This window comes from Pseudomonas sp. HY13-MNA-CIBAN-0226, from assembly GCF_040310305.1.
In the GTDB taxonomy this organism is placed as follows: Bacteria; Pseudomonadota; Gammaproteobacteria; order Pseudomonadales; family Pseudomonadaceae; genus Aquipseudomonas; species Aquipseudomonas gregormendelii.
Genome location: NZ_JBEOPS010000003.1, coordinates 108,610 through 127,263, shown reverse-complemented (window position 1 = coordinate 127,263; position 18,654 = coordinate 108,610). Strand labels below are relative to the sequence as shown.

Here is an 18,654-nt window from a genome sequence, read left to right as displayed (position 1 = left end):
GATTCAGCTCCTGGCCAGTTGGGTGGTGACGGGGCGCTTGAGTTGCGCCTCGGCTTCGGACACGGAACGCGGCGGGGCAGTCGGCTCGAGGCCGATCATCCGTGCGGTGTTGTTGCCCAGGTAGTCTTCGAGGGTGTCCTCGTCGAGGTTCAGGCCCTGCGGCGGCTCGTGGCACAGCACTTCCAGCAGGCGCAGCCACATGCCCGGCTCGTTGGGGGGTGTGTCGGTGCCGAAGAGGATTTTGTGGGTGGGCAGCACCTTGGCGAATTCGACGATCCGCGATTGCAGGCACCAGCCTGATTCGCAGTAGACGTTGGGCAGTTCCATGGCCCATTGCATGGGTTCGAACACGTAGACGCCACCGGTCTGCACGCCGAAGTGCGCCATGATGAAATCGACGTTGGGAAACTCCTTGATCATCGGCACCCATTCCGACGGGATACTGTAGGGGCCATCACCGGTGTGCAGCTTGACCGGGATGCCGAGCTCGGCGCATTTCTCGAAGGCCGGACGCACCCAGTCCAAGGCGCGGTCCGGGCGATAGGCATGCATGTTGGCCTGCATTTGCACCATCTTGAACCCGTGTTCCTTGACGTAGCGTTCGATCGCCTCGACGCCGTTCTGCACTCCGCAACGCGGGTTGTAGACAAAGCAGCCAATGAAACGATCTGGGTAGGTCTGGACCATCTTCAGGGTGTAGGCCATGTAGGCGTCGATGGACTCGCGACCTGTCAGGTCGCCGTCGGTCCAGGTGTAGATGGTGTTGCCCTGGGGGGGCTGGATGAAGGCTTTGTCGATGCGGCGAGGTTTGCCGTTGACCATGTACGGGCCATCCATCATCTCCAGCAGACGCTCGCCGGTGAACGGGTCACCGTCATGCCTCCAGGCGAGGTCCACCAGATCGGTGGGATAGCAGCTGATATCGATGATCATTGAAGTCGATCTCCTGATAGCGGAAAGGGAACCTTGCGGTTCGCTAGCAGCCACGTCCGGGCAATCGGCCATTTCTATGCGCAGCAGGCTGCGCATTCCCTCGCCTGGTCGCATCCGGCTCGGGACGCTGGCTGCTTGGGGAGGAGTATTGGAAGGGGGGGCAGGGTTCGTACAATATTAATTGGGCGGGGGGGTGATATGCGTTCGATATCGTTTCGTATTGACTGGGCGGGCCTCATCGCTGGCAAGCCAGCTCCCACAGGTTTTTGTGTTGTCAGAAAGACTGGGTCAACACTTTGATCCCTGTGGGAGCTGGCTTGCCAGCGATGGCGTCAGGATTCTGTACGCAAGGCCAGCTGCTTGATCACCTCAACCACCGGCGCCACGCGCTCGGCTTGCCCCGGCGGCCACACCGCATACAGGTTGTAATGCGCCGGGATCTGCGCGGTGTTCAGTTCAACCAAGCGCCCCGCGCGCAACGCATCTGCTGCCAACAGCCCACGCACCAATCCCGCACCGACCCCCGCTTCAGCCGCCGCAATCAGGTTCGCCGCATTATCGAAAATAACCCGCGCGGCCGGCTCGGTGGGGGTTAATCCTGCGGCATCCAGCCACGGAATCCACGACCGACGCGTGTAGCCCAGCAACGGCAATTGCAACACCTGCGCCGGCGTCATCGGCAGCTGCAGACCGTGCCGCTCAAGCAGTCCGGGGGAGGCCACCGCCATGACCCGGTCACCGCAGATCTGCGTCATCTCGCAGTCTTCCCAGTCGCCATAGCCATAACGCAATGCCAGGTCCACCCGCTCGAACGAAGTGCGATCCGAGCGTGGCACCGACAGCATCACGACTTCATGCCCGGGCAGTAAATCCAGAAGCTCGGGCAAGCGTGGGTTGAGCCAGCTCTGCGCCAGTTCGCTGTCGACATCGAGCGTCAGCCGCTGCGCCACGCTGCGGTTCTTCACTGAGGACAGCGCGCGGTCGATTTGTGCCAGGCCGTCAGAGAGCACGCTGGCGAACAACTGGCCGGCATCGGTCAGCTTGCTGCCACCGCCTTCGCGCACGAACAGCGGCTGGCCGATGAAGTCTTCCAGGGCACGGATCTGCTGGCTGATGGCGCTGTGGGTCAAGTCGAGCTTGCGCGCAGCGCTGGAAAAACTGCCGCTGCGCGCAGCCTGGATGAATGCGCTCATGGACTGTACCGACGGGTATCGTTTGTACATGCTGTTAGTCCTACTTACACAGGGTGGCAGAAATCGTCGCTGGCCCGATTGGCCTGCGGTTACCACTATTCGATCACCAGGCCCGCACAAAGACGGGCCGCTCTTTTGGAGCCTGACAATGATCGAATTCACGGTAAACGGCGAACGACACGAGCTGGTAGAGACTGCGCCCTCCATGCCCTTGTTATGGGTGTTGCGTGACCACTTGAAACTCACCGGCACAAAGTTCGGCTGCGGCATGGGGCTGTGCGGAGCCTGCACGGTGCACCTGGACGGGGTCGCAGTGCGTTCCTGCCAGTTACCGGTGGCGGCGGTGGCGGGGCACCGCATCACAACCATCGAAGGTTTGTCGCCCACCGGGCAGCATCCGCTGCAACTGGCCTGGGTTGCCGAAGATGTCCCGCAATGCGGCTACTGTCAATCCGGCCAGATCATGTCGGCGGCGGCGCTGCTCATCACCGGGGCGGCGGTCACCGATGAGTCGATCCGCGATGCGATGTCCGGCAACCTGTGCCGCTGCGGCACGTACGGGCGCATCAATAAGGCGATCAAGCGCGCAGCCAATGCGCCGAAGGAGGCGTGATGACGAGCAACCGGATCGAGCTGCCACGCCGGCAGTTTCTCAAGCACAGCGCCACCGTTGCTGCGGGTTTGGCTGTTGCCTTCTACCTGCCCGCCGGCATCAGCGCCAGCGACCCGAAAGCGCCGGCACCTGCCACTGCCTTTGAGCCGAATGCCTGGGTGCGGGTATGGCCCGATGGCACGGTCAAACTGGTGGTGCACAAACACGATTCCGGCACCGGCACCCACACCGCACTGGCCGCGTGCGTGGCGGAGGAGCTGGACGTCAACCCGTTGACCGTGCAGGTCATCTCGCCGGAAAACCCCTTCTTCGAAACCTATATCCACCCGGTGTGGAAAGTCTACTCCACCGGGGGCAGCACCAGTGTGTCGCTGGAATATGATCGCCTGCGCATGGCGGGCGCCACCGCGCGGGCGTTGTTGATCGCGGCAGCGGCAAGGCAGTGGCAGGTCAGCCCTGACAGCTGCACCACCGAGGAGGGCCGGGTGGTTCACAGCACCAGCCAGCGCAGCCTGGGTTATGGCGAACTGGTGAGTGTGGCCGCGCACTTGCCGGCGCCCACAGCCGTCAAGCTCAAGGACCCCGCGCAGTTCAAGTACATCGGCAAATTGCGCCATAAACGCGATGCGGCGGCGAAGGTCTGCGGACGTTTCAAGTACAGCATCGATTTGCAATTGCCCGACCTGTTGGTGGCGGTGATCCTGCGCACCCCGGTGGTGGGGGCGAAAGTCTTGAAGGTGGATAGCACAGCAGCATTGCAGGTCCCGGGTGTGCGCAAGGTGATCGCGGTACCGGGCCGTCCCGACGTGCTCGGCGGCAATCAGGAAGGTGTCGCAGTATTGGCCGACACTTACTGGGCCGCGCAGCAGGGGCGGGCGCTGCTGGTGGTGCAATGGAGCGAGTCGCACCTCGCCGGGTTCGACAGCGATCAGCTGGCCACAGCCCAGGCGGCGGCGCTGGCTGATAAAACCGCGCTGCGGGTCACAGCGATGCAGGCGGGTGATGTCGATGCTCAATGGCCGGGCGCGGCGCGGCTGCTGGAAGCTGATTACCGCATGCCCTACAAAGTCCAGAACCCTCTGGAACCGATCTGCATCACCGCCCAGGTCAAGGACCACGCCATCACCTATTGGGGCGGCGTACAGGTGCCGTCTTCGGCATTGGAGGCGGCGCACGTGGTGTGCCGTATCGCCAAGGACAACGTCACCATCAATGAGATGGTCTCCGGTGGCAGTTTCGGCGCACGGGAGGCCAAGTACTGGCTGTTCGAAGTGGCGTACCTGGCGCAACAGGCCAAGGTCCCGGTGAAGCTGATGAACAGCCGTGAAGATGAAATGCGCTCGCTGTTCATGCACCCGGCCACGTTGCACAAGGCCAAAGGCGCACTTGACGCCCAGGGCCGCCTGACGGCCTTGCGCCTTGAAGCCGTGTCGCCGGCCTCGCCGGAGCAGTGGGAGCCGGGCTATTTTGAACGGCCTGACCGCATGGACTACAGCACCACCGAAGCGCTCACCGCGTGGGACTTTGCGTATCGCCCGGCAAACCTGGACCTGGTCTGGGTCAAGCACGAAAGCCAGGTGCCGAGCGGCTGGTATCGCTCGGTGAGCTTCATCCCCAACGTGTTCGCCGTGGAAAGCTTCATGGACGAGCTTGCGCAGGGCGCCGCAGAGGATCCCCTGGCCTTCCGACTGGCCCACATGCACGAGCGGCCGCGTCATGTCGCGGTGCTCAAAAGTGCCGCCGAGCGTGCGGGTTGGGGCCAGCCGCTACCGGAAGGCACGGCCCTGGGGATTGCCACCAATCAGGGTTACACCAGCTTTATCGCCGTGGTGGCGCGGGTGGCCAGAAAGGACGGAGTGATTCGCGTGGAGAAGCTCACGTGCGTGGTGGATTGCGGCCTGGCCGTGTCGCCTGGCGGCGTCGAGGAACAAATCTACGGCGGCCTGATGTGGGGCCTTGGTCACGCCCTGTTCGATCGCATGGACATCAAGCAGGGACAGGTGGTGCAGAGCAACTTCCATGATTACCGGGTGCCGCGCATGTCCGACATGCCGCAGGTAGACATCCTGGTGCTCGACGGCGAACCGGGTAAACCAGGGGGCGTCGGTGAGCTGGGCAGCCCGTCGGTGGCCCCGGCCATTGCCAACGCGCTGTTCAGCCTGACGGGCGTGCGTCAGCGCTCGACACCACTGACCCTTGGGTAAACCGCCATGGACCTGCGCTTGTTGCGGTACTTCATGGCCTTGGCCGAAGAGCTGCATTTCGGTCGGGCCGCGTCGCGGTTGCACATCTGTCAGCCACCACTGAGCCAGCAGATCCGCCTGCTTGAGGAAGAGCTTGGTACGCCGCTGTTCGAGCGCAGCCACCATCGGGTCGAACTGACGGCGGCGGGGCAGATGCTCAAGGAGCAGGCGCCCCTGGTGTTCGAACAACTGAACCGCGCGCTGGACCTGACCCGCCAGACCGGTCGCGGCCAGTTGGGCGAGCTGGAGATTGGCATGATCAGCTCGGTGATGGTCGGCGTGCTGCCGCGGGCCCTGCACCTGTTTCGCGAGCGCTATCCGCAGGTCAACTGGCGGTTGCACGAGATGACTCCGGCGGCTCAGGTCAAGGCCTTGAAGGAAAAGCGTATTGACGCCTGCGTGTTTCGGGTCGGCTACGACGATCCGGGCCTGCGTAACGAACTGCTGATTTATGAACCGATCCGGGTGGTCATGCCGGTGGACCATCCATTGGCGCAACGCGAAGTGCTGGCGCCCGCCGACCTCGCGGCAGAACCTTTCGTGGCACTGGAACTCAAGCAATCGAGGTTTGCCGATTTTCTCTTCCAGTGTTGCATCAAGGCTGGATTCACCCCGCAGATCCGCCAACAGGTGATCGAGGTACAGACTTTGCTCAGCCTGGTCCGCGCAGGATTCGGTGTGGCCTTGCTGCCAGCCTCGATCGAACAGCTGGCGCCCGCCGGGCTGGTGTTCCGTCGGTTGAGCCCGGCATTGCCGGAGGTGCCGCTGTACGCCACCTACCGCGCCGATGATGAATCGCCGGTGCTCAAGCTGTTCCTGGATACGTTGCGCGAGTTGGTCGTCGAAGGTGCGCCCCGGTAGACGCTCCCACAGCCTTGCACCCACAAAATTCGGCATCGGCTACAGGGCCGTGTACAAGACTTATTCGCACTTACGCAAATGGTTGCGGTCGACATCTTCACAGAGCACCACGGGTTGGTGCGGATATATCAGTGGAGATCCAATGAGCCAGGACGTCCTGAGCACCGAAACCAATCGCCGCCATCTCCAGCAGATCATCGCTGGCCTGTCCGACGGGGTGATTTTGCTGGAGCTAGACCAGACCATCATCTGGGCGAACGAAGCTGCACTGTCCATGCATGGCGTCGAGCAACTGGGTGACCTGGGTGCCAATGCCCAGGAATACGCCAAGCGCTTCGCCCTGCGTTATCGCAACAACCACCCGGTAGTGTTCGACAATTATCCGATCAGCCGCGTGGGCCGTGGCGAGACCTTCAGTGACGTGCTGGTCGAGGTGACCCGCACCGATGATGAGGAGCGTACCTGGGTGCACAGCGTGCGCAGCCGGGTTCTGACCAACAGTCGCGGCGATCCCGAGTCGCTGGTGCTGATCATGGACGATGTCACCGAATGGGCCAGCGCCGAACAGCGCTTCGAAAGGACCTTCAACGCCAACCCCGCGCCGGCGGTGATCTGTCGCCTGAGCGATCTGCGCTATATCAAGGTCAATGCCGGTTTCCTGGAAATGACCGGCTATACCCGGGATCAGGTGATCGGTGCATCGACCTACGAGCTGGACATTCTCGAAGGGGCCGAGCGCAGGGAGCTGGCCATCGAGCGCCTGCGCGAGCACGCCACCATTCCGCAAATGCAGGCCGAGCTGACATTGCCCGAGGGCGGCAGCAAGCAGGTGATAGTGGCTGGCCAGCCATTGGCGTTCAACGAGGAAGACTGCATGCTGTTTTCCTTCGTCGACATTGAGCCCCGACACAAGGCCGAGGTTGCGTTGCGCCAGAGCGAGGAGCGATTTGCCAAGGCGTTTCGCCTGTCGCCGGTGCCGATCCTGGTGTGCGGGGCTGCCGATCAGGTGGTGATGGATGTCAACGAAGCGTTCCTCGATACCTTTGCCTATCCGAGTGAAGAAGTGCTGGGCAAAACGGTTGCCGAGATCGGTTTCTTTCATGACAAGGGGGCCCAGACTCGTCTGTTCGCCGCCCTGGAAAAAACTGCAAGGCTGGACCGCATCGACGTCGGCCTGCGCAAGAAAACGGCTGAATTGCTCGACTGCGCCATCTCGGCCGACACTGTGAATATCCAGGACCATCCGTCTTACCTGCTGGTGATGATGGACATCACCGAACGCAAGCGCACCGAGCTGGAACTGGTGGCGGCGATCGAGGAAGTGATGAAGGACGCTTCCTGGTTCAGCCGGACGCTGATTGAAAAGCTCGCCAACGTGAAGAGCGTCAATTCACCGAAACTGCCCAGCGTGTCATTAGCCGAGCTGACGGCGCGCGAACGCGATGTGCTGGGGTTGATCTGTGAGGGCCTGGCCGACAAGGAGATTGCGGCGCGATTGAAGCTGGCACCCAACACGGTGCGTAACCATGTGTCGACCATCTATTCCAAACTCGATGTCCACAGCCGCAGCGAGGCCATCGTGTGGGCACGGGAGCGTGGATTGTTCTCGGGGGAATGGCGCACCAAGGGGCAGCGCTAGGGGTGCAAATGCACTAGGTGATGGGGTGCAATTGGATGTGTCTGGCGACTCTTCCTGTTCGTAATCTGAGAGGGTGCGATACAGGTGCTGGAAAGACCTGTGGTGCCCCAACGGTACATCTCAAGGAACAGCAACATTGATAGCGAAAACATCGACATATCGATCCATTTTGCGCCAGTGCCAAGGTGAATCCCTATGATTTCTCTCGTGCAATTGCGTACCCAACTGGAGCAGAGCTTCCCTCCGCTGGCCTGTGACTGCAGCCTGACGGGCGACAGCTCGCTCACGGTGAAGCTCTATCATCCGACTTCAGGTCAGGTCGACCTGGTGGTCAGCGGGTTGAGCGTCGTCAATCTGCGAACACCTGATGCGGTCGCCGCGCTGGTCGAAGAATTGCGTTACGAACTCGAGAGTAACAACTTGCGCCAATTAGGCCCTTTATAGTCCAGAGTGGCCATTTACTGGCGTTGGCGGCAGGCTAGGCTATAAGAAATGCGAAGGTATTATTTTCTGTAGCCAGCGCGCGGCTTCGCGATGTTGTCGTCAGGTTGCCGAAAGTGTCGATAACTTACCGCAGGTCAGCCTATGAAAAGTCTTGGGAAACGCGTTTTTTCGCCGCTGTCGCTTGCCCTTTGCGCACTGATCCTCGGCGGCTGCGCCAGTCCGCCTCCGCCGCCACCCCCACCGGCACCACCACCTCTGGAACGTACCTGCGAAATGATCGAAAGCACTGATGTCCAGGGCGACGTGCGTGGGGAGAGCGGGCAAGTTACGCGAGTGACCGAGCTGACCCGGTGCGTCACCCAATAGGTTTTTCAATCGATATTGGTTTAACGCATACCCCCTAAGGGGTGTGCGTCAACTCAGATCAGGAGAGGAACCCGCCATCCACATTCAGCGACACACCCGTGGTGTAGCTGGACGCGTCACTCGCCAGATAAAGCACCGCCCCGGCCATTTCACTGGGGTCTGCTACTCGCTTGAGCGGGATCTGCTGCAGTGCAGTCTTGAGGATTGCATCGTTTTTCACCAGCGCCGAAGCAAACTTGGTGTCCGTCAGCCCAGGCAGCAGGGCGTTGCAACGGATGCCGAACTGCGCGCATTCCTTGGCAAACACCTTGGTCATGTTGATCACGGCAGCTTTGGTCACCGAGTAGATGCCCTGGAACACTCCCGGGGAAATACCGTTGATCGATGCCACGTTGATGATGCTGCCACCGCCGTTCTCGCGCATCAGCTTGCCGGCTTCCACGGACATGAAGAAGTAGCCGCGGATGTTCACGTCCACGGTTTTCTGGAACGCCCCGAGGTCGGTGTCCAGCACGTTGCAGAACTGCGGGTTGGTCGCGGCGTTGTTGACCAGGATATCGAGACGGCCGAACTGTTCCTTGATGCCGGCGAAGACCTGGCTGATCTGTTCCATTTCGCCAATGTGACAGGCGATCGCCGTGGCTTTGCCACCCGCAGCGATGATGGCGTCGGCAACGTGCTGGCAGCCTTCGAGTTTGCGACTCGAAACAATGACATGGGCGCCTTGTTGGGCCAGGAGTTTGGCAATGGCTTCACCAATGCCACGGCTGGCGCCGGAGACGAAGGCGATTTTGCCGTCGAGGTCGAACAACTGGGTCTTGGACATGGAATTCCCTTAATGAAGAGTCTTGTTATTGGGCCAGGGCGGATTCAGAGGCTGGATTTGGCAATGACCTGCAGGCTCATCTGCTCCAGCAGTTTGTTCATGTGAATGAACTGCGCAAAGCGTTTGTCCTGGGTCTGGCCATGGAAGAAGCGGTAGTAGATCTGCTGCACGATCCCGGCCAGGCGGAACAGGCCGTAGGTGTAGTAGAAATCGAAGTTGTCGATCTGCAGGCCGGCACGCTCGGCATAGTAGTCGACGAATTCACGGCGAGTGAGCATGCCTGGAGCATGGCTCGGCTGGCGGCGCATCAGTTGCACCGGCGGCGGGTCGCCGGCTTCTATCCAATAGGCCAGGGTGTTGCCCAGGTCCATCAGTGGGTCGCCGAGGGTGGTGAGCTCCCAATCGAGCACGCCGATGATCTGCATCGGATTGCCGGGGTCGAGAATCACATTGTCGAAGCGGTAATCGTTGTGCACGATGCTTGAGGTAGGGTGATCGGCGGGCATCTTGTCGTTGAGCCAGGCCTTCACCGCTTCCCATTTCGGTGCATCCGGGGTCAGGGCCTTCTCATAGCGATCGCTCCAGCCGCGAATCTGCCGCGCCACATAGCCTTCGGGTTTGCCCAGGTCGCCCAGGCCACAGGCCTGGTAGTCGACCCTGTGCAGCTCGACAAACTTGTCGATGAAGCTCTTGCACAGGGCCTCGGTCCTGGCTGAATCCAGCCCCAGCTCTGCAGGCAGCTCGGAGCGCAGGATAATGCCCTTGACCCGCTCCATCACATAGAACTCGGCGCCTATCACCGATTCGTCGGTGCAGTGCACGTAGGCCTTGGGGCAATAGGGAAAACCGTCGCGCAGTTGATTGAGGATGCGAAACTCGCGCCCCATGTCGTGGGCGGACTTGGCCTTGTGACCGAACGGCGGGCGCCGCAGGACGAACTCCTGCCCAGGGTATTCCAGCAGATAAGTGAGGTTGGAGGCGCCACCGGGGAACTGGCTGATGGTGGGCAGGCCACTCAATCCGGGAATGTGGGCCTTGAGGTAAGGATCGATCAGGCTGGCATCGAGTTCTTCGCCGCTGCGAATAGGTGTGGATTGGTCAGTAAGCGCCATGCTTATCCCTTCTGCTTATTCTGGAGGCCTGAAACTATTGGCTAATCTAATGCGCACTCCTGGCACCCACAACCACGAACATCCCTTATAGGTGAGCGTGTTGCCGGCCAATCATTGTTTTTGATACACCTGTTTGAATTATCTCAGAGCACCGCACTGCTCAGATCGCTGGGCAGGTTGACGGGCGTCAGTACCGGTTCACCGGAAAAGAATGCCACCAGGTTGCGCCCGACCATCTCCACGGTACCCTGGGTCGCTTCCGGAGACAGCCCGGCAACGTGCGGGGTGAGGATCACGTTGGCCAGGGACTTGAGTGCATCGGGGACCCGGGGCTCGGCGTCGAATACGTCCAGCGCCGCGCCAGCGATCCTGCGTTGCTCAAGCGCGCTGATGAGGTCGGCAGTCACGACCACACTGGCCCTGGCGATGTTGACGATAAAACCGCTGGGCCCCAAGGCATCTAGCACCTGGCGGTTGATCAGGTGCCGGGTACCCACCCCACCGGGCGTTGCGACGATCAGAAAGTCCGAGGCCCGGGCCAGCTCGGTCGGAGTCGAGCAAAAATCGTAGGGGACATCCTTGCGGTTCTGCCGGTTGTGGTAGCAGATCGTCATGTCGAAGCCATTGGACGCGCGCTTGGCGATGGCCATGCCGACTGCACCCAGGCCGAGGATACCCAGGCGTTTGCCCGCCAGCGACGGGCGCATGATCTTCGGCCACTCACCCCGGCGCACGGCGGCGTCGCAGCGGGGAATGTCGCGCACCAGCGACAGCAGCATTGCCATGGCATGGTCGGCCACCGACGACGCATTCACCCCGGCACCGTTGGTGACGGTGATGCCCCGGTCAGCGGCAGCGTGCAGGTCGACGTGTTCGTAACCGGCGCCGATCACGCAGATGATCTTGAGGGCCGGCAGGGCGCTGATCTCTTCGGCGTACAAGCCAAGCGGCCCGCGGGTCAGCACCGCATCGATCCGGTCACCATGACGGGCGATGGCAGCAGCCCGTTCGTTGGGGGTCGGTGCCAGAATCAGGTGAAAGCCCTGGTGTTCGAGAATCGGCAGGTAGTCATTGATGGTTTCGACCAGTACCAGAACGGTTGCGGGCATTGCGCGACTCCTGTGATCGGCGACTAGGTGGACAGCGCAAATGGGTCAAAAATGCTGATTCCCTGACAGTCTGGCAATCGTTGTCATTTGCGCAGTAGTGCTTTGATTCTGGACGGGTTCACGCAAGAAGCAAGGTCGGTGGCACGCCGGCTATCCAGTGTGCCACCAGGATACTGGGCGGCGCGCGCTCTGGTGTGTTCGGCCTGTGCAATCGGCTTGAAATCATAGATTGGGGATGAGCCGAATTAACTCCAGCGCATCGCTACGCAGCGACATATCTGAAAGCGACAGATAAGCCAGCTGATAACGACAGCTTTTGTGCTGATAACGACAAGTCGACGATCTGCCACGCACGACCATTCCTCAGCTAAGTCTTTGCTTCTGCTCAGTTATCGCGGAGAATCGCGCCCCTGTTTCGGCCGGACATGTCTGTCGGTTTTTTCCGACGCGTCCTGACCGAGTGGCAAGTGACCGGAATGCGGAGATCCGACCGGATGAATGATCAGGCCAATAGCGTCGACGAACGCTATGTAGCGACGAAACCCACCAGCCTCGAAGGCTGGAATCGCCATGACACCACCTGGATGTTGGGGCTGTTTGGCACGGCCATCGGCGCCGGCACGCTGTTCCTGCCGATCAATGCGGGTCTGGGCGGCTTTTGGCCGCTGATGATTCTTGCGCTGTTGGCGTTCCCCATGACGTTCTACGCGCACCGCGGCCTGACCCGGTTCGTGCTGTCCGGGCGCGAAGGCGCCGACATCACCGAAGTGGTTGAAGAACATTTCGGGATCAAGGCCGGCGCGCTGATCACCTTGCTGTACTTCTTCGCGATCTTCCCGATCCTGCTGATCTACAGCGTGGCGCTGACCAACACCGTGGGCAGTTTCCTCGAGCATCAACTGCACATCATGCCGCCACCGCGCGCGGTACTGTCGCTGGTGCTGATTCTGGGCCTGCTGGCGGTGGTGCGTTGCGGCGAACAGGTGATCGTCAAGGCCATGAGCCTGATGGTCTATCCGTTTATCGTCGCGCTGTTGTTCCTGGCGGTGTTCCTGATTCCCCACTGGAATGGTGGCATCCTCGCTACCGCGACCACAGTGCCGGCACCTTCGGCGTTACTGCATACGCTGTGGCTGGCGATTCCGGTGATGGTGTTCTCATTCAACCACTCGCCGATCATCTCGGCCTTCGCGGTGGATCAGAAGCGTCGCTACGGTGAACATGCCGAAGAGCGCAGCTCGCAGATCCTGTCCCGCGCCCACGCTTTGATGGTGGTGATGGTGCTGTTCTTCGTCTTCAGCTGTGTGCTGACACTGTCGCCGGCGCAGCTGGCGGAAGCCAAGGCGCAGAACCTGTCGATCCTGTCGTACCTGGCCAACCATTTCAGCAATCCGACCATTGCCTTTGCGGCGCCACTGATTGCCTTCGTGGCGATTTCCAAGTCGTTCCTGGGGCACTACATCGGCGCCAGTGAAGGGCTCAAGGGGCTGATCGTCAAGAGCGGCAAGCGTCCGGCAGCCAAGACCCTGGACCGCATGACGGCGGCCTTCATGCTGGTGGTCTGCTGGATCGTGGCGACGCTGAACCCGAGTATCCTGGGGATGATCGAAACCCTGGGCGGACCGATCATTGCGGCGATTCTGTTCCTGATGCCGATGTACGCGATTCGCAAGGTACCGGCCATGGCGCGTTATCGCGGGCAGGCTTCGAACGTGTTCGTGACGGCGGTGGGGCTGGTGGCGATATCGGCGCTGATCTATTCGCTGAGTGCCTGACAAGCAAGATCAAAGGATCGCAGCCTTCGGCAGCTCCTACGGGTAAATGCATTCCCCTGTAGGAGCTGCCGCAGGCTGCGATTTTTTGATCTCAGGGCATAAAAAAACGCCGCTCATCTCACGATGGGCGGCGTTTTTTATTGCGCTGTAACGTTAGGCTTGAACGACCGGGATGTTGGCGTTCGCTGCGGCTTCACGGAACTCGGCGATCTGGTCGAAGGACAGGTAGCGGTAGACATCAGCCGCCATGCTGTCGATCTTGCCAGCGTATTCCATGTACTCCTCGACGGTCGGCAGGCGACCCAGGATGGAAGCCACCGACGCCAGCTCAGCCGAAGCCAGGTAGACGTTCGCGCCGTCACCCAGACGGTTCGGGAAGTTACGGGTCGAAGTCGACACGACGGTCGAATTCGGCTCTACACGGGCCTGGTTACCCATGCACAGCGAGCAGCCCGGCATTTCCATGCGCGCGCCAGCCTTGCCGTAGATACCGTAGTAGCCTTCCTCGGTCAGTTGGTGAGCGTCCATCTTGGTCGGCGGCGACAGCCACAGACGGGTTGGCAGCTGACCCTTGACCTGCTCCAGCAACTTGCCCGCAGCGCGGAAGTGGCCGATGTTGGTCATGCACGAACCGATGAACACTTCGTCGATCTTCTCGCCAGCAACGCTGGACAGCAGACGGGCGTCGTCCGGATCGTTCGGCGCGCAGAGCACAGGCTCCTTGATGTCGGCCAGGTCGATTTCGATGATTTCAGCGTATTCGGCGTCAGCATCGGCAACCATCAGCTCAGGGTTGGCAACCCAGGCTTCCATCGCTTGGGCACGACGCTCCAGGGTACGCGCATCGCCGTAGCCTTCGCCGATCATCCAGCGCAGCAGGGTGATGTTGGAGTTCAGGTACTCGGTGATCGACTCTTTCGACAGCTTGATGGTGCAACCGGCAGCCGAACGTTCGGCCGAGGCGTCGGACAGCTCGAAAGCCTGCTCGATGCTCAGGTCGTCCAGGCCTTCGATTTCCAGGATGCGGCCGGAGAAGGCGTTCTTCTTGCCTTTCTTTTCAACGGTCAGCAGGCCAGCCTGGATCGCGAAGTAAGGAATGGCGTGAACCAGGTCACGCAGGGTGACGCCCGGTTGCATTTTGCCTTTGAAACGCACCAGGATCGATTCCGGCATGTCCAGTGGCATGACGCCAGTGGCTGCGGCGAACGCTACCAGGCCGGAACCGGCCGGGAACGAAATGCCCATTGGGAAACGTGTGTGCGAGTCACCACCGGTACCGACGGTGTCCGGCAGCAGCATGCGGTTCAGCCAGCTGTGAATGATGCCGTCGCCTGGACGCAGGGAAACGCCGCCGCGGGTCATGATGAAGTCTGGCAGGGTGTGGTGGGTGGTCACGTCGATCGGCTTTGGGTAGGCCGCGGTGTGGCAGAAGGACTGCATCACCAGATCGGTCGAGAAGCCCAGGCACGCCAGGTCTTTGAGTTCGTCACGGGTCATTGGACCGGTGGTGTCCTGGGAGCCGACGGTGGTCATCTTCGGTTCGCAGTAGGTACCAGGACGAACGCCTTTGCCTTCTGGCAGGCCGCAGGCCTTGCCGACCATTTTCTGTGCCAGGGTGAAGCCTTTGCCGGTATCGACAGGTGCTTCTGGCAGCTTGAACAGGTCGGTTGGACCCAGGCCCAGTTCGGCACGGGCCTTGTCGGTCAGGCCGCGACCGATGATCAGCGGAATACGGCCGCCGGCGCGAACTTCGTCCAACAGCACCGGAGTCTTCATTTCGAAGGTGGTCAGGACTTCGTCAGTGCCGTGTTTGCAGACTTTGCCAGCATGCGGATACAGGTCGATCACGTCGCCCATGTTCATGTTGGTGACGTCGAATTCGATCGGCAGGGCGCCGGCATCTTCCATGGTGTTGTAGAAGATCGGAGCGATCTTGCTGCCGAAGCAGAAACCGCCAGCACGCTTGTTCGGGACGTATGGCACGTCGTCGCCGAAGAACCACAGCACCGAGTTGGTGGCGGATTTACGCGACGAACCGGTACCGACCACGTCACCGACGTAGGCGATAGGGAAACCCTGGCCGCGCATTTCTTCGATTTGCTTCATCGGGCCGGTCTTGCCTTGCTCGTCCGGCACGATGCCTTCGCGAGCCATTTTCAGCATGGCCAGGGCGTGCAGCGGGATGTCCGGGCGGGACCAGGCGTCTGGGGCAGGGGACAGGTCGTCGGTGTTGGTCTCGCCGGTGACCTTGAACACGCGCAGGCTGATCTTGTCGGCCAGGGTCGGACGGTTGCTGAACCACTCGCCGTCAGCCCAGGACTGGATCACGCCTTTGGCGTGTTCGTTGCCGTTGCGGGCTTTTTCCGCGACATCGTGGAACGCATCGAACATCAGCAGGGTGTGCTTGAGCTGAGCGGCTGCAACAGGGGCCAGTTCGGCGCTGTCGAGCAGGTCAACCAGGGTCACGATGTTGTAGCCGCCCTGCATGGTGCCGAGCAGTTCAACAGCGCGCTTCTTGTCGATCAGAGGGGAAGTTGCTTCGCCTTTGGCGAGGGCAGACAGGAAACCGGCCTTTACATAGGCGGCTTCGTCCACGCCTGGCGGAATGCGATTGGTGATCAGGTCAACGAGGAAAGCTTCTTCGCCAGCCGGGGGATTCTTCAGCAGCTCGACCAGGCCTGCAGTTTGTTCGGCGTTAAGCGGCTGGGGAACGATACCCAGTGCTGCACGCTCTTCGATATGTTTGCGGTAGGCTTCAAGCACAGTTATTACCCTCATCAGTGGTCCCAAATGGGTGTCCGGGACGCTCATCCCGAAATTGCCGTACTCATGCGCTGCGCGGCGTTGTGGGCCGCTTAGCCAGAATTACCGACAATTCCTTACAGAAGCTGCTTTCAAAGTTTTACGCCTGCAGAACGGGGAGCTGATGAGGGTTGGCGTTGGGCTTTTCCCCGCTGGAAAAACCCTTCGCCAACACCGCTCTGAAGGAACGACTGTGCTCGTGACGCTTTGAAAACAGCTTCTAACGGACATTGGCGCCTTAAAAGGCTGGCTGATTCTACGGCAAAAAAAAATTAAAGGTAAGTGAGGGTCTATTGGACTTTGGTGGCGAGTCGCGTTGTGCGCCTACGTGTGCGAGGCAAGGCGCGGGATGCCGCTAATGGTTGTTCCCTTGGCAAATCCCGCAACGCAGCTTCGCGCACGTAGGCGCGCAACGCGGCCGGTGCCAAAGTCCAATAGACCCTCCGCCCCTCAAGATTGAGGGGTGATCAATGTTAGACAAAGGGCTAACATGCCGACCTGTCCTGCTTTCCCGTGTTCTCCTTAACTATGCCCAATCAGACCATCAAGACCCCCTGCGTCGGCCTCTGCTCCACTGTTTACGGTGACCTGGTGTGCCGTGGCTGCAAGCGTTTCCATCACGAAGTGATCAACTGGAATGGTTACAACGAGGAGGAGAAGCGCGCGGTGTGGCTGCGTCTGGAGCAGCTGTTGTCCCAGGTCATGGCCAGCAAGCTGGAGATTTTCGACCCCCAGCGCCTGCGGCTGCAGCTGGAACAGCGAAAGATTCGCTTCGTGCCGCATCAGTCGGAATATTGCTGGGCCTATCAGCTGATTGCCCGGGGGGCGCGGGTGATCAACAACCTCGAGGCCTACGGCATGGTGCTGATGCCGGAATTTCGCGACTGGAACCTGCCGGAGCTGCGCGATGCGATTGATCGGGAGTTCTTTTTGCTGTCGGAGGCGCACTACCAGCGCTATATCGCACCGGGCTTCCTGAAAGACGCCTTCGGCGGCTGACTTTAAAGTCGAAAGATCGCAGCCTTCGGCAGCTCCTACATAGGCTTGCGTTCATCCTGTAGGAGCTGCCGAAGGCTGCGATCTTTTGATCTTGCTTTTGCTTTAATGCCGCGCCACCACCTCTTCCAGATGATCCTCGATCTCCTGCGGCTTGAGCACCAGCACATCACTCTCCACCGCATCCAGCACCACCTCTGCGGTATTGCCGATCAACGCCCCCGACAACCCGGACCGCGCTACGGTGCCAATCACCGTCACCACTGCACGCAGCTTGTGCGCCATGAACGGAATCAGCACGTCAGCCGGCCCTTCCTCGATGTGCAAGTGCTGATCGTCGATGTCGAACTCGGCCTGGAACGCCCGGCATTGTTCGCGATATCGCGCCTCGATGGTTTCGCTGAGTTGAAAGGTGGGGTCCGCCGACGACAGCATGGGCGACGGATGGGCGCTGATCACGTGCAGGCGGGCCTTGGCCAGGCTGGCGATGTCGTAGCCATGATCGATGATGATGTTGTGCAGGTGCCGGTGCTCCAGGTCGGTGTTGCCGACATCGATGGCCGCCAGAACCACCCCGTCCTTCCACGGATGGGCAGTTTTCACCAGCAGCACCGGGCACGGGCAGTGCCGCAACAGTTTCCAGTCCGCCGGCGTCAGCAGGGCTTTTTTCAACGGGCTGTCGGGGAAGTGCTGCTTGATCACCAGGCCGCAACCTTCAGCCTGCTGCACATCGATGATGGTTTCATGCAGGCTTTCGTTCCACGCCTGCTCGGTGGTGACGCTGTAGCCATCCGCCAACAGCGCCGCCTTGAGCACGCCGAGCATGCCGCCATGGTCGTGCTTGCGGTCGCACACCAGCAGATGCAGATGCGCCTGGGTCACGCCGGCAATCAGTTTTGCGCGTTTGAGCGCGAGGCTTTCCGAGTGTTCGGGCTCGATGACCACCAGGATGCTGCGGATGGCTTGCATGATCGGGATCTCCGGGAGATGGAAAAATGCTGCGTGGGACAACTATAGTTGCTGGCCACGCATCCGGGACTTGATGCATATCAACGGTAAGCGACTGGTGGTCTGGCGGCAGGCCGGTATAATCGGCGCCCTTCGTTTTGTACCTTCTTTGCGTGAGCCCCATGATCCTTCCCGAAATTCACGAGTTCCTCGGCTGCCGCACCCCCGACGGCTGGGTTCAAGCCGCGCTGGCGGATCAGGAAACCCTGCTGATCGACCACAAGAACTGCGAATTCAAGGCGGCCAGCACGGCGTTGAGCCTGATCGCCAAGTATCACTCACACGTCGATCTGATCAACCTGATGTCGCGCCTGGCTCGGGAAGAGCTGGTGCACCACGAACAGGTCATGCGTTTGATGAAGAAGCGCAAGATCGAGCTGCGCCAACTGTCGGCCGGGCGTTACGCCTCGGGCCTGCGCAAGGTGGTGCGTAGCCATGAGCCGGTAAAACTGGTGGATACCCTGGTGGTCGGCGCATTCATCGAAGCCCGCAGTTGTGAGCGTTTCGAAGCCCTGGTGCCACATCTGGACGAAGAATTGGGCAAGTTCTATTTCGGCCTGCTCAAAAGCGAGGCCCGGCATTTCCAGGGTTATTTGAAACTGGCTTACCAGTATGGGGATGCGAAGGATGTTGCCCAGGTGATCGACCGGGTGCGTGTGGCCGAGCAGGAGCTGATCGAATCACCGGACGTGGAGTTCCGTTTCCACAGCGGCATCCCAACCGCCGCATAACCC

15 protein-coding genes are annotated in these 18,654 nt (G+C 60.7%); 8 read left to right on the top strand and 7 right to left on the bottom strand.

Translation table 11 applies throughout. The features are described 5' to 3' along the window. Nucleotides 1–3 precede the first annotated feature (3 nt). Both AAEZ05_RS04410 and AAEZ05_RS04405 read right to left on the bottom strand, forming a co-directional pair. Nucleotides 4–933, bottom strand: coding sequence for an amidohydrolase family protein (locus tag AAEZ05_RS04410; RefSeq protein WP_045060516.1), 930 nt, complete (start codon nt 931–933; stop codon nt 4–6). Between the two features lie 332 nt (nt 934–1,265). After that, the gene (locus AAEZ05_RS04405) at nt 1,266–2,156 is read right to left on the bottom strand and encodes a LysR substrate-binding domain-containing protein (RefSeq protein ID WP_205892728.1); all 891 of its coding nucleotides are present in this window, start codon (nt 2,154–2,156) and stop codon (nt 1,266–1,268) included. Nucleotides 2,157–2,274: 118 nt separating this feature from the next. Between AAEZ05_RS04405 and AAEZ05_RS04400 the strand changes: the two genes are divergently transcribed. The 5 genes from AAEZ05_RS04400 (at nt 2,275) to AAEZ05_RS04380 (ending at nt 7,926) form a co-directional block, all read left to right on the top strand. After that, nucleotides 2,275–2,739 (top strand): (2Fe-2S)-binding protein, encoded by a 465-nt coding sequence (locus AAEZ05_RS04400; protein WP_350646695.1) that lies wholly within the window; start codon nt 2,275–2,277, stop codon nt 2,737–2,739. Further along, nucleotides 2,739–4,943 carry a xanthine dehydrogenase family protein molybdopterin-binding subunit gene (locus AAEZ05_RS04395; RefSeq protein WP_350646694.1) on the top strand — a complete coding sequence of 735 codons (2,205 nt, stop codon included), beginning with the start codon at nt 2,739–2,741 and terminating at the stop codon, nt 4,941–4,943. Before AAEZ05_RS04400 ends, AAEZ05_RS04395 begins: the two co-directional genes overlap by 1 nt. A gap of 6 nt (nt 4,944–4,949) precedes the next feature. Further along, nucleotides 4,950–5,843, top strand: a complete 894-nt coding sequence (locus AAEZ05_RS04390; protein ID WP_045061633.1) for a LysR substrate-binding domain-containing protein — start codon at nt 4,950–4,952, stop codon at nt 5,841–5,843. 142 nt (nt 5,844–5,985) lie between these two features. Next, nucleotides 5,986–7,482 (top strand): helix-turn-helix transcriptional regulator, encoded by a 1,497-nt coding sequence (locus tag AAEZ05_RS04385; RefSeq protein WP_350646693.1) that lies wholly within the window; start codon nt 5,986–5,988, stop codon nt 7,480–7,482. Nucleotides 7,483–7,677: 195 nt separating this feature from the next. Further along, nucleotides 7,678–7,926: a DUF1652 domain-containing protein gene (locus AAEZ05_RS04380; protein WP_045061631.1), complete on the top strand. Its 249-nt coding sequence runs from the start codon at nt 7,678–7,680 to the stop codon at nt 7,924–7,926. Between the two features lie 424 nt (nt 7,927–8,350). Here the strand turns inward: AAEZ05_RS04380 and AAEZ05_RS04375 are convergent, their stop codons facing one another. The 3 genes from AAEZ05_RS04375 to AAEZ05_RS04365 all read right to left on the bottom strand — a co-directional run bounded on the left by AAEZ05_RS04375 (nt 8,351) and on the right by AAEZ05_RS04365 (nt 11,339). Continuing rightward, entirely contained in the window at nt 8,351–9,118 is a 768-nt protein-coding gene (locus AAEZ05_RS04375) for an SDR family oxidoreductase (protein WP_045061630.1), read from the bottom strand. A gap of 44 nt (nt 9,119–9,162) precedes the next feature. Next, complete coding sequence (locus AAEZ05_RS04370) at nt 9,163–10,230, bottom strand: phosphotransferase family protein (RefSeq protein WP_045061629.1); 1,068 nt, start codon at nt 10,228–10,230, stop codon at nt 9,163–9,165. A gap of 143 nt (nt 10,231–10,373) precedes the next feature. Continuing rightward, the gene (locus tag AAEZ05_RS04365; protein ID WP_045061628.1) at nt 10,374–11,339 is read right to left on the bottom strand and encodes a 2-hydroxyacid dehydrogenase; all 966 of its coding nucleotides are present in this window, start codon (nt 11,337–11,339) and stop codon (nt 10,374–10,376) included. A 494-nt stretch (nt 11,340–11,833) separates the two neighbouring features. Here AAEZ05_RS04365 and AAEZ05_RS04360 point away from each other — a divergent pair, with 494 nt between their 5' ends. Then, the gene (locus AAEZ05_RS04360) at nt 11,834–13,114 is read left to right on the top strand and encodes a serine/threonine transporter (RefSeq protein WP_045061627.1); all 1,281 of its coding nucleotides are present in this window, start codon (nt 11,834–11,836) and stop codon (nt 13,112–13,114) included. A gap of 153 nt (nt 13,115–13,267) precedes the next feature. On the opposite strand, the gene acnB is transcribed toward AAEZ05_RS04360, so the two are convergent. Continuing rightward, nucleotides 13,268–15,877 (bottom strand): bifunctional aconitate hydratase 2/2-methylisocitrate dehydratase, encoded by a 2,610-nt coding sequence (gene acnB, locus AAEZ05_RS04355; protein ID WP_205892754.1) that lies wholly within the window; start codon nt 15,875–15,877, stop codon nt 13,268–13,270. A gap of 567 nt (nt 15,878–16,444) precedes the next feature. Between acnB and AAEZ05_RS04350 the strand changes: the two genes are divergently transcribed. Further along, complete coding sequence (locus AAEZ05_RS04350) at nt 16,445–16,915, top strand: DUF1289 domain-containing protein (protein ID WP_010459705.1); 471 nt, start codon at nt 16,445–16,447, stop codon at nt 16,913–16,915. A 102-nt stretch (nt 16,916–17,017) separates the two neighbouring features. On the opposite strand, the gene uspL is transcribed toward AAEZ05_RS04350, so the two are convergent. Then, nucleotides 17,018–17,881 carry a universal stress protein UspL gene (gene uspL / locus AAEZ05_RS04345; protein ID WP_045061625.1) on the bottom strand — a complete coding sequence of 288 codons (864 nt, stop codon included), beginning with the start codon at nt 17,879–17,881 and terminating at the stop codon, nt 17,018–17,020. 161 nt (nt 17,882–18,042) lie between these two features. Here uspL and AAEZ05_RS04340 point away from each other — a divergent pair, with 161 nt between their 5' ends. Further along, complete coding sequence (locus tag AAEZ05_RS04340; protein WP_350646692.1) at nt 18,043–18,651, top strand: MiaE family protein; 609 nt, start codon at nt 18,043–18,045, stop codon at nt 18,649–18,651. Nucleotides 18,652–18,654: the final 3 nt, after the last annotated feature.

What these genes read in the sequence shown, in the direction of transcription:
- uspL (WP_045061625.1), bottom strand. Translation starts at nt 17,881, where the DNA reads ATGCAAGCCATCCGCAGCATCCTGGTGGTCATCGAGCCCGAACACTCG.
- AAEZ05_RS04405 (WP_205892728.1), bottom strand. Translation starts at nt 2,156, where the DNA reads ATGTACAAACGATACCCGTCGGTACAGTCCATGAGCGCATTCATCCAG.
- AAEZ05_RS04410 (WP_045060516.1), bottom strand. Translation starts at nt 933, where the DNA reads ATGATCATCGATATCAGCTGCTATCCCACCGATCTGGTGGACCTCGCC.
- AAEZ05_RS04395 (WP_350646694.1), top strand. Translation starts at nt 2,739, where the DNA reads ATGACGAGCAACCGGATCGAGCTGCCACGCCGGCAGTTTCTCAAGCAC.
- AAEZ05_RS04360 (WP_045061627.1), top strand. Translation starts at nt 11,834, where the DNA reads ATGAATGATCAGGCCAATAGCGTCGACGAACGCTATGTAGCGACGAAA.
- AAEZ05_RS04365 (WP_045061628.1), bottom strand. Translation starts at nt 11,339, where the DNA reads ATGCCCGCAACCGTTCTGGTACTGGTCGAAACCATCAATGACTACCTG.
- AAEZ05_RS04400 (WP_350646695.1), top strand. Translation starts at nt 2,275, where the DNA reads ATGATCGAATTCACGGTAAACGGCGAACGACACGAGCTGGTAGAGACT.
- AAEZ05_RS04350 (WP_010459705.1), top strand. Translation starts at nt 16,445, where the DNA reads ATGCCCAATCAGACCATCAAGACCCCCTGCGTCGGCCTCTGCTCCACT.
- AAEZ05_RS04375 (WP_045061630.1), bottom strand. Translation starts at nt 9,118, where the DNA reads ATGTCCAAGACCCAGTTGTTCGACCTCGACGGCAAAATCGCCTTCGTC.
- AAEZ05_RS04340 (WP_350646692.1), top strand. Translation starts at nt 18,043, where the DNA reads ATGATCCTTCCCGAAATTCACGAGTTCCTCGGCTGCCGCACCCCCGAC.
- AAEZ05_RS04380 (WP_045061631.1), top strand. Translation starts at nt 7,678, where the DNA reads ATGATTTCTCTCGTGCAATTGCGTACCCAACTGGAGCAGAGCTTCCCT.
- AAEZ05_RS04370 (WP_045061629.1), bottom strand. Translation starts at nt 10,230, where the DNA reads ATGGCGCTTACTGACCAATCCACACCTATTCGCAGCGGCGAAGAACTC.
- AAEZ05_RS04390 (WP_045061633.1), top strand. Translation starts at nt 4,950, where the DNA reads ATGGACCTGCGCTTGTTGCGGTACTTCATGGCCTTGGCCGAAGAGCTG.
- AAEZ05_RS04385 (WP_350646693.1), top strand. Translation starts at nt 5,986, where the DNA reads ATGAGCCAGGACGTCCTGAGCACCGAAACCAATCGCCGCCATCTCCAG.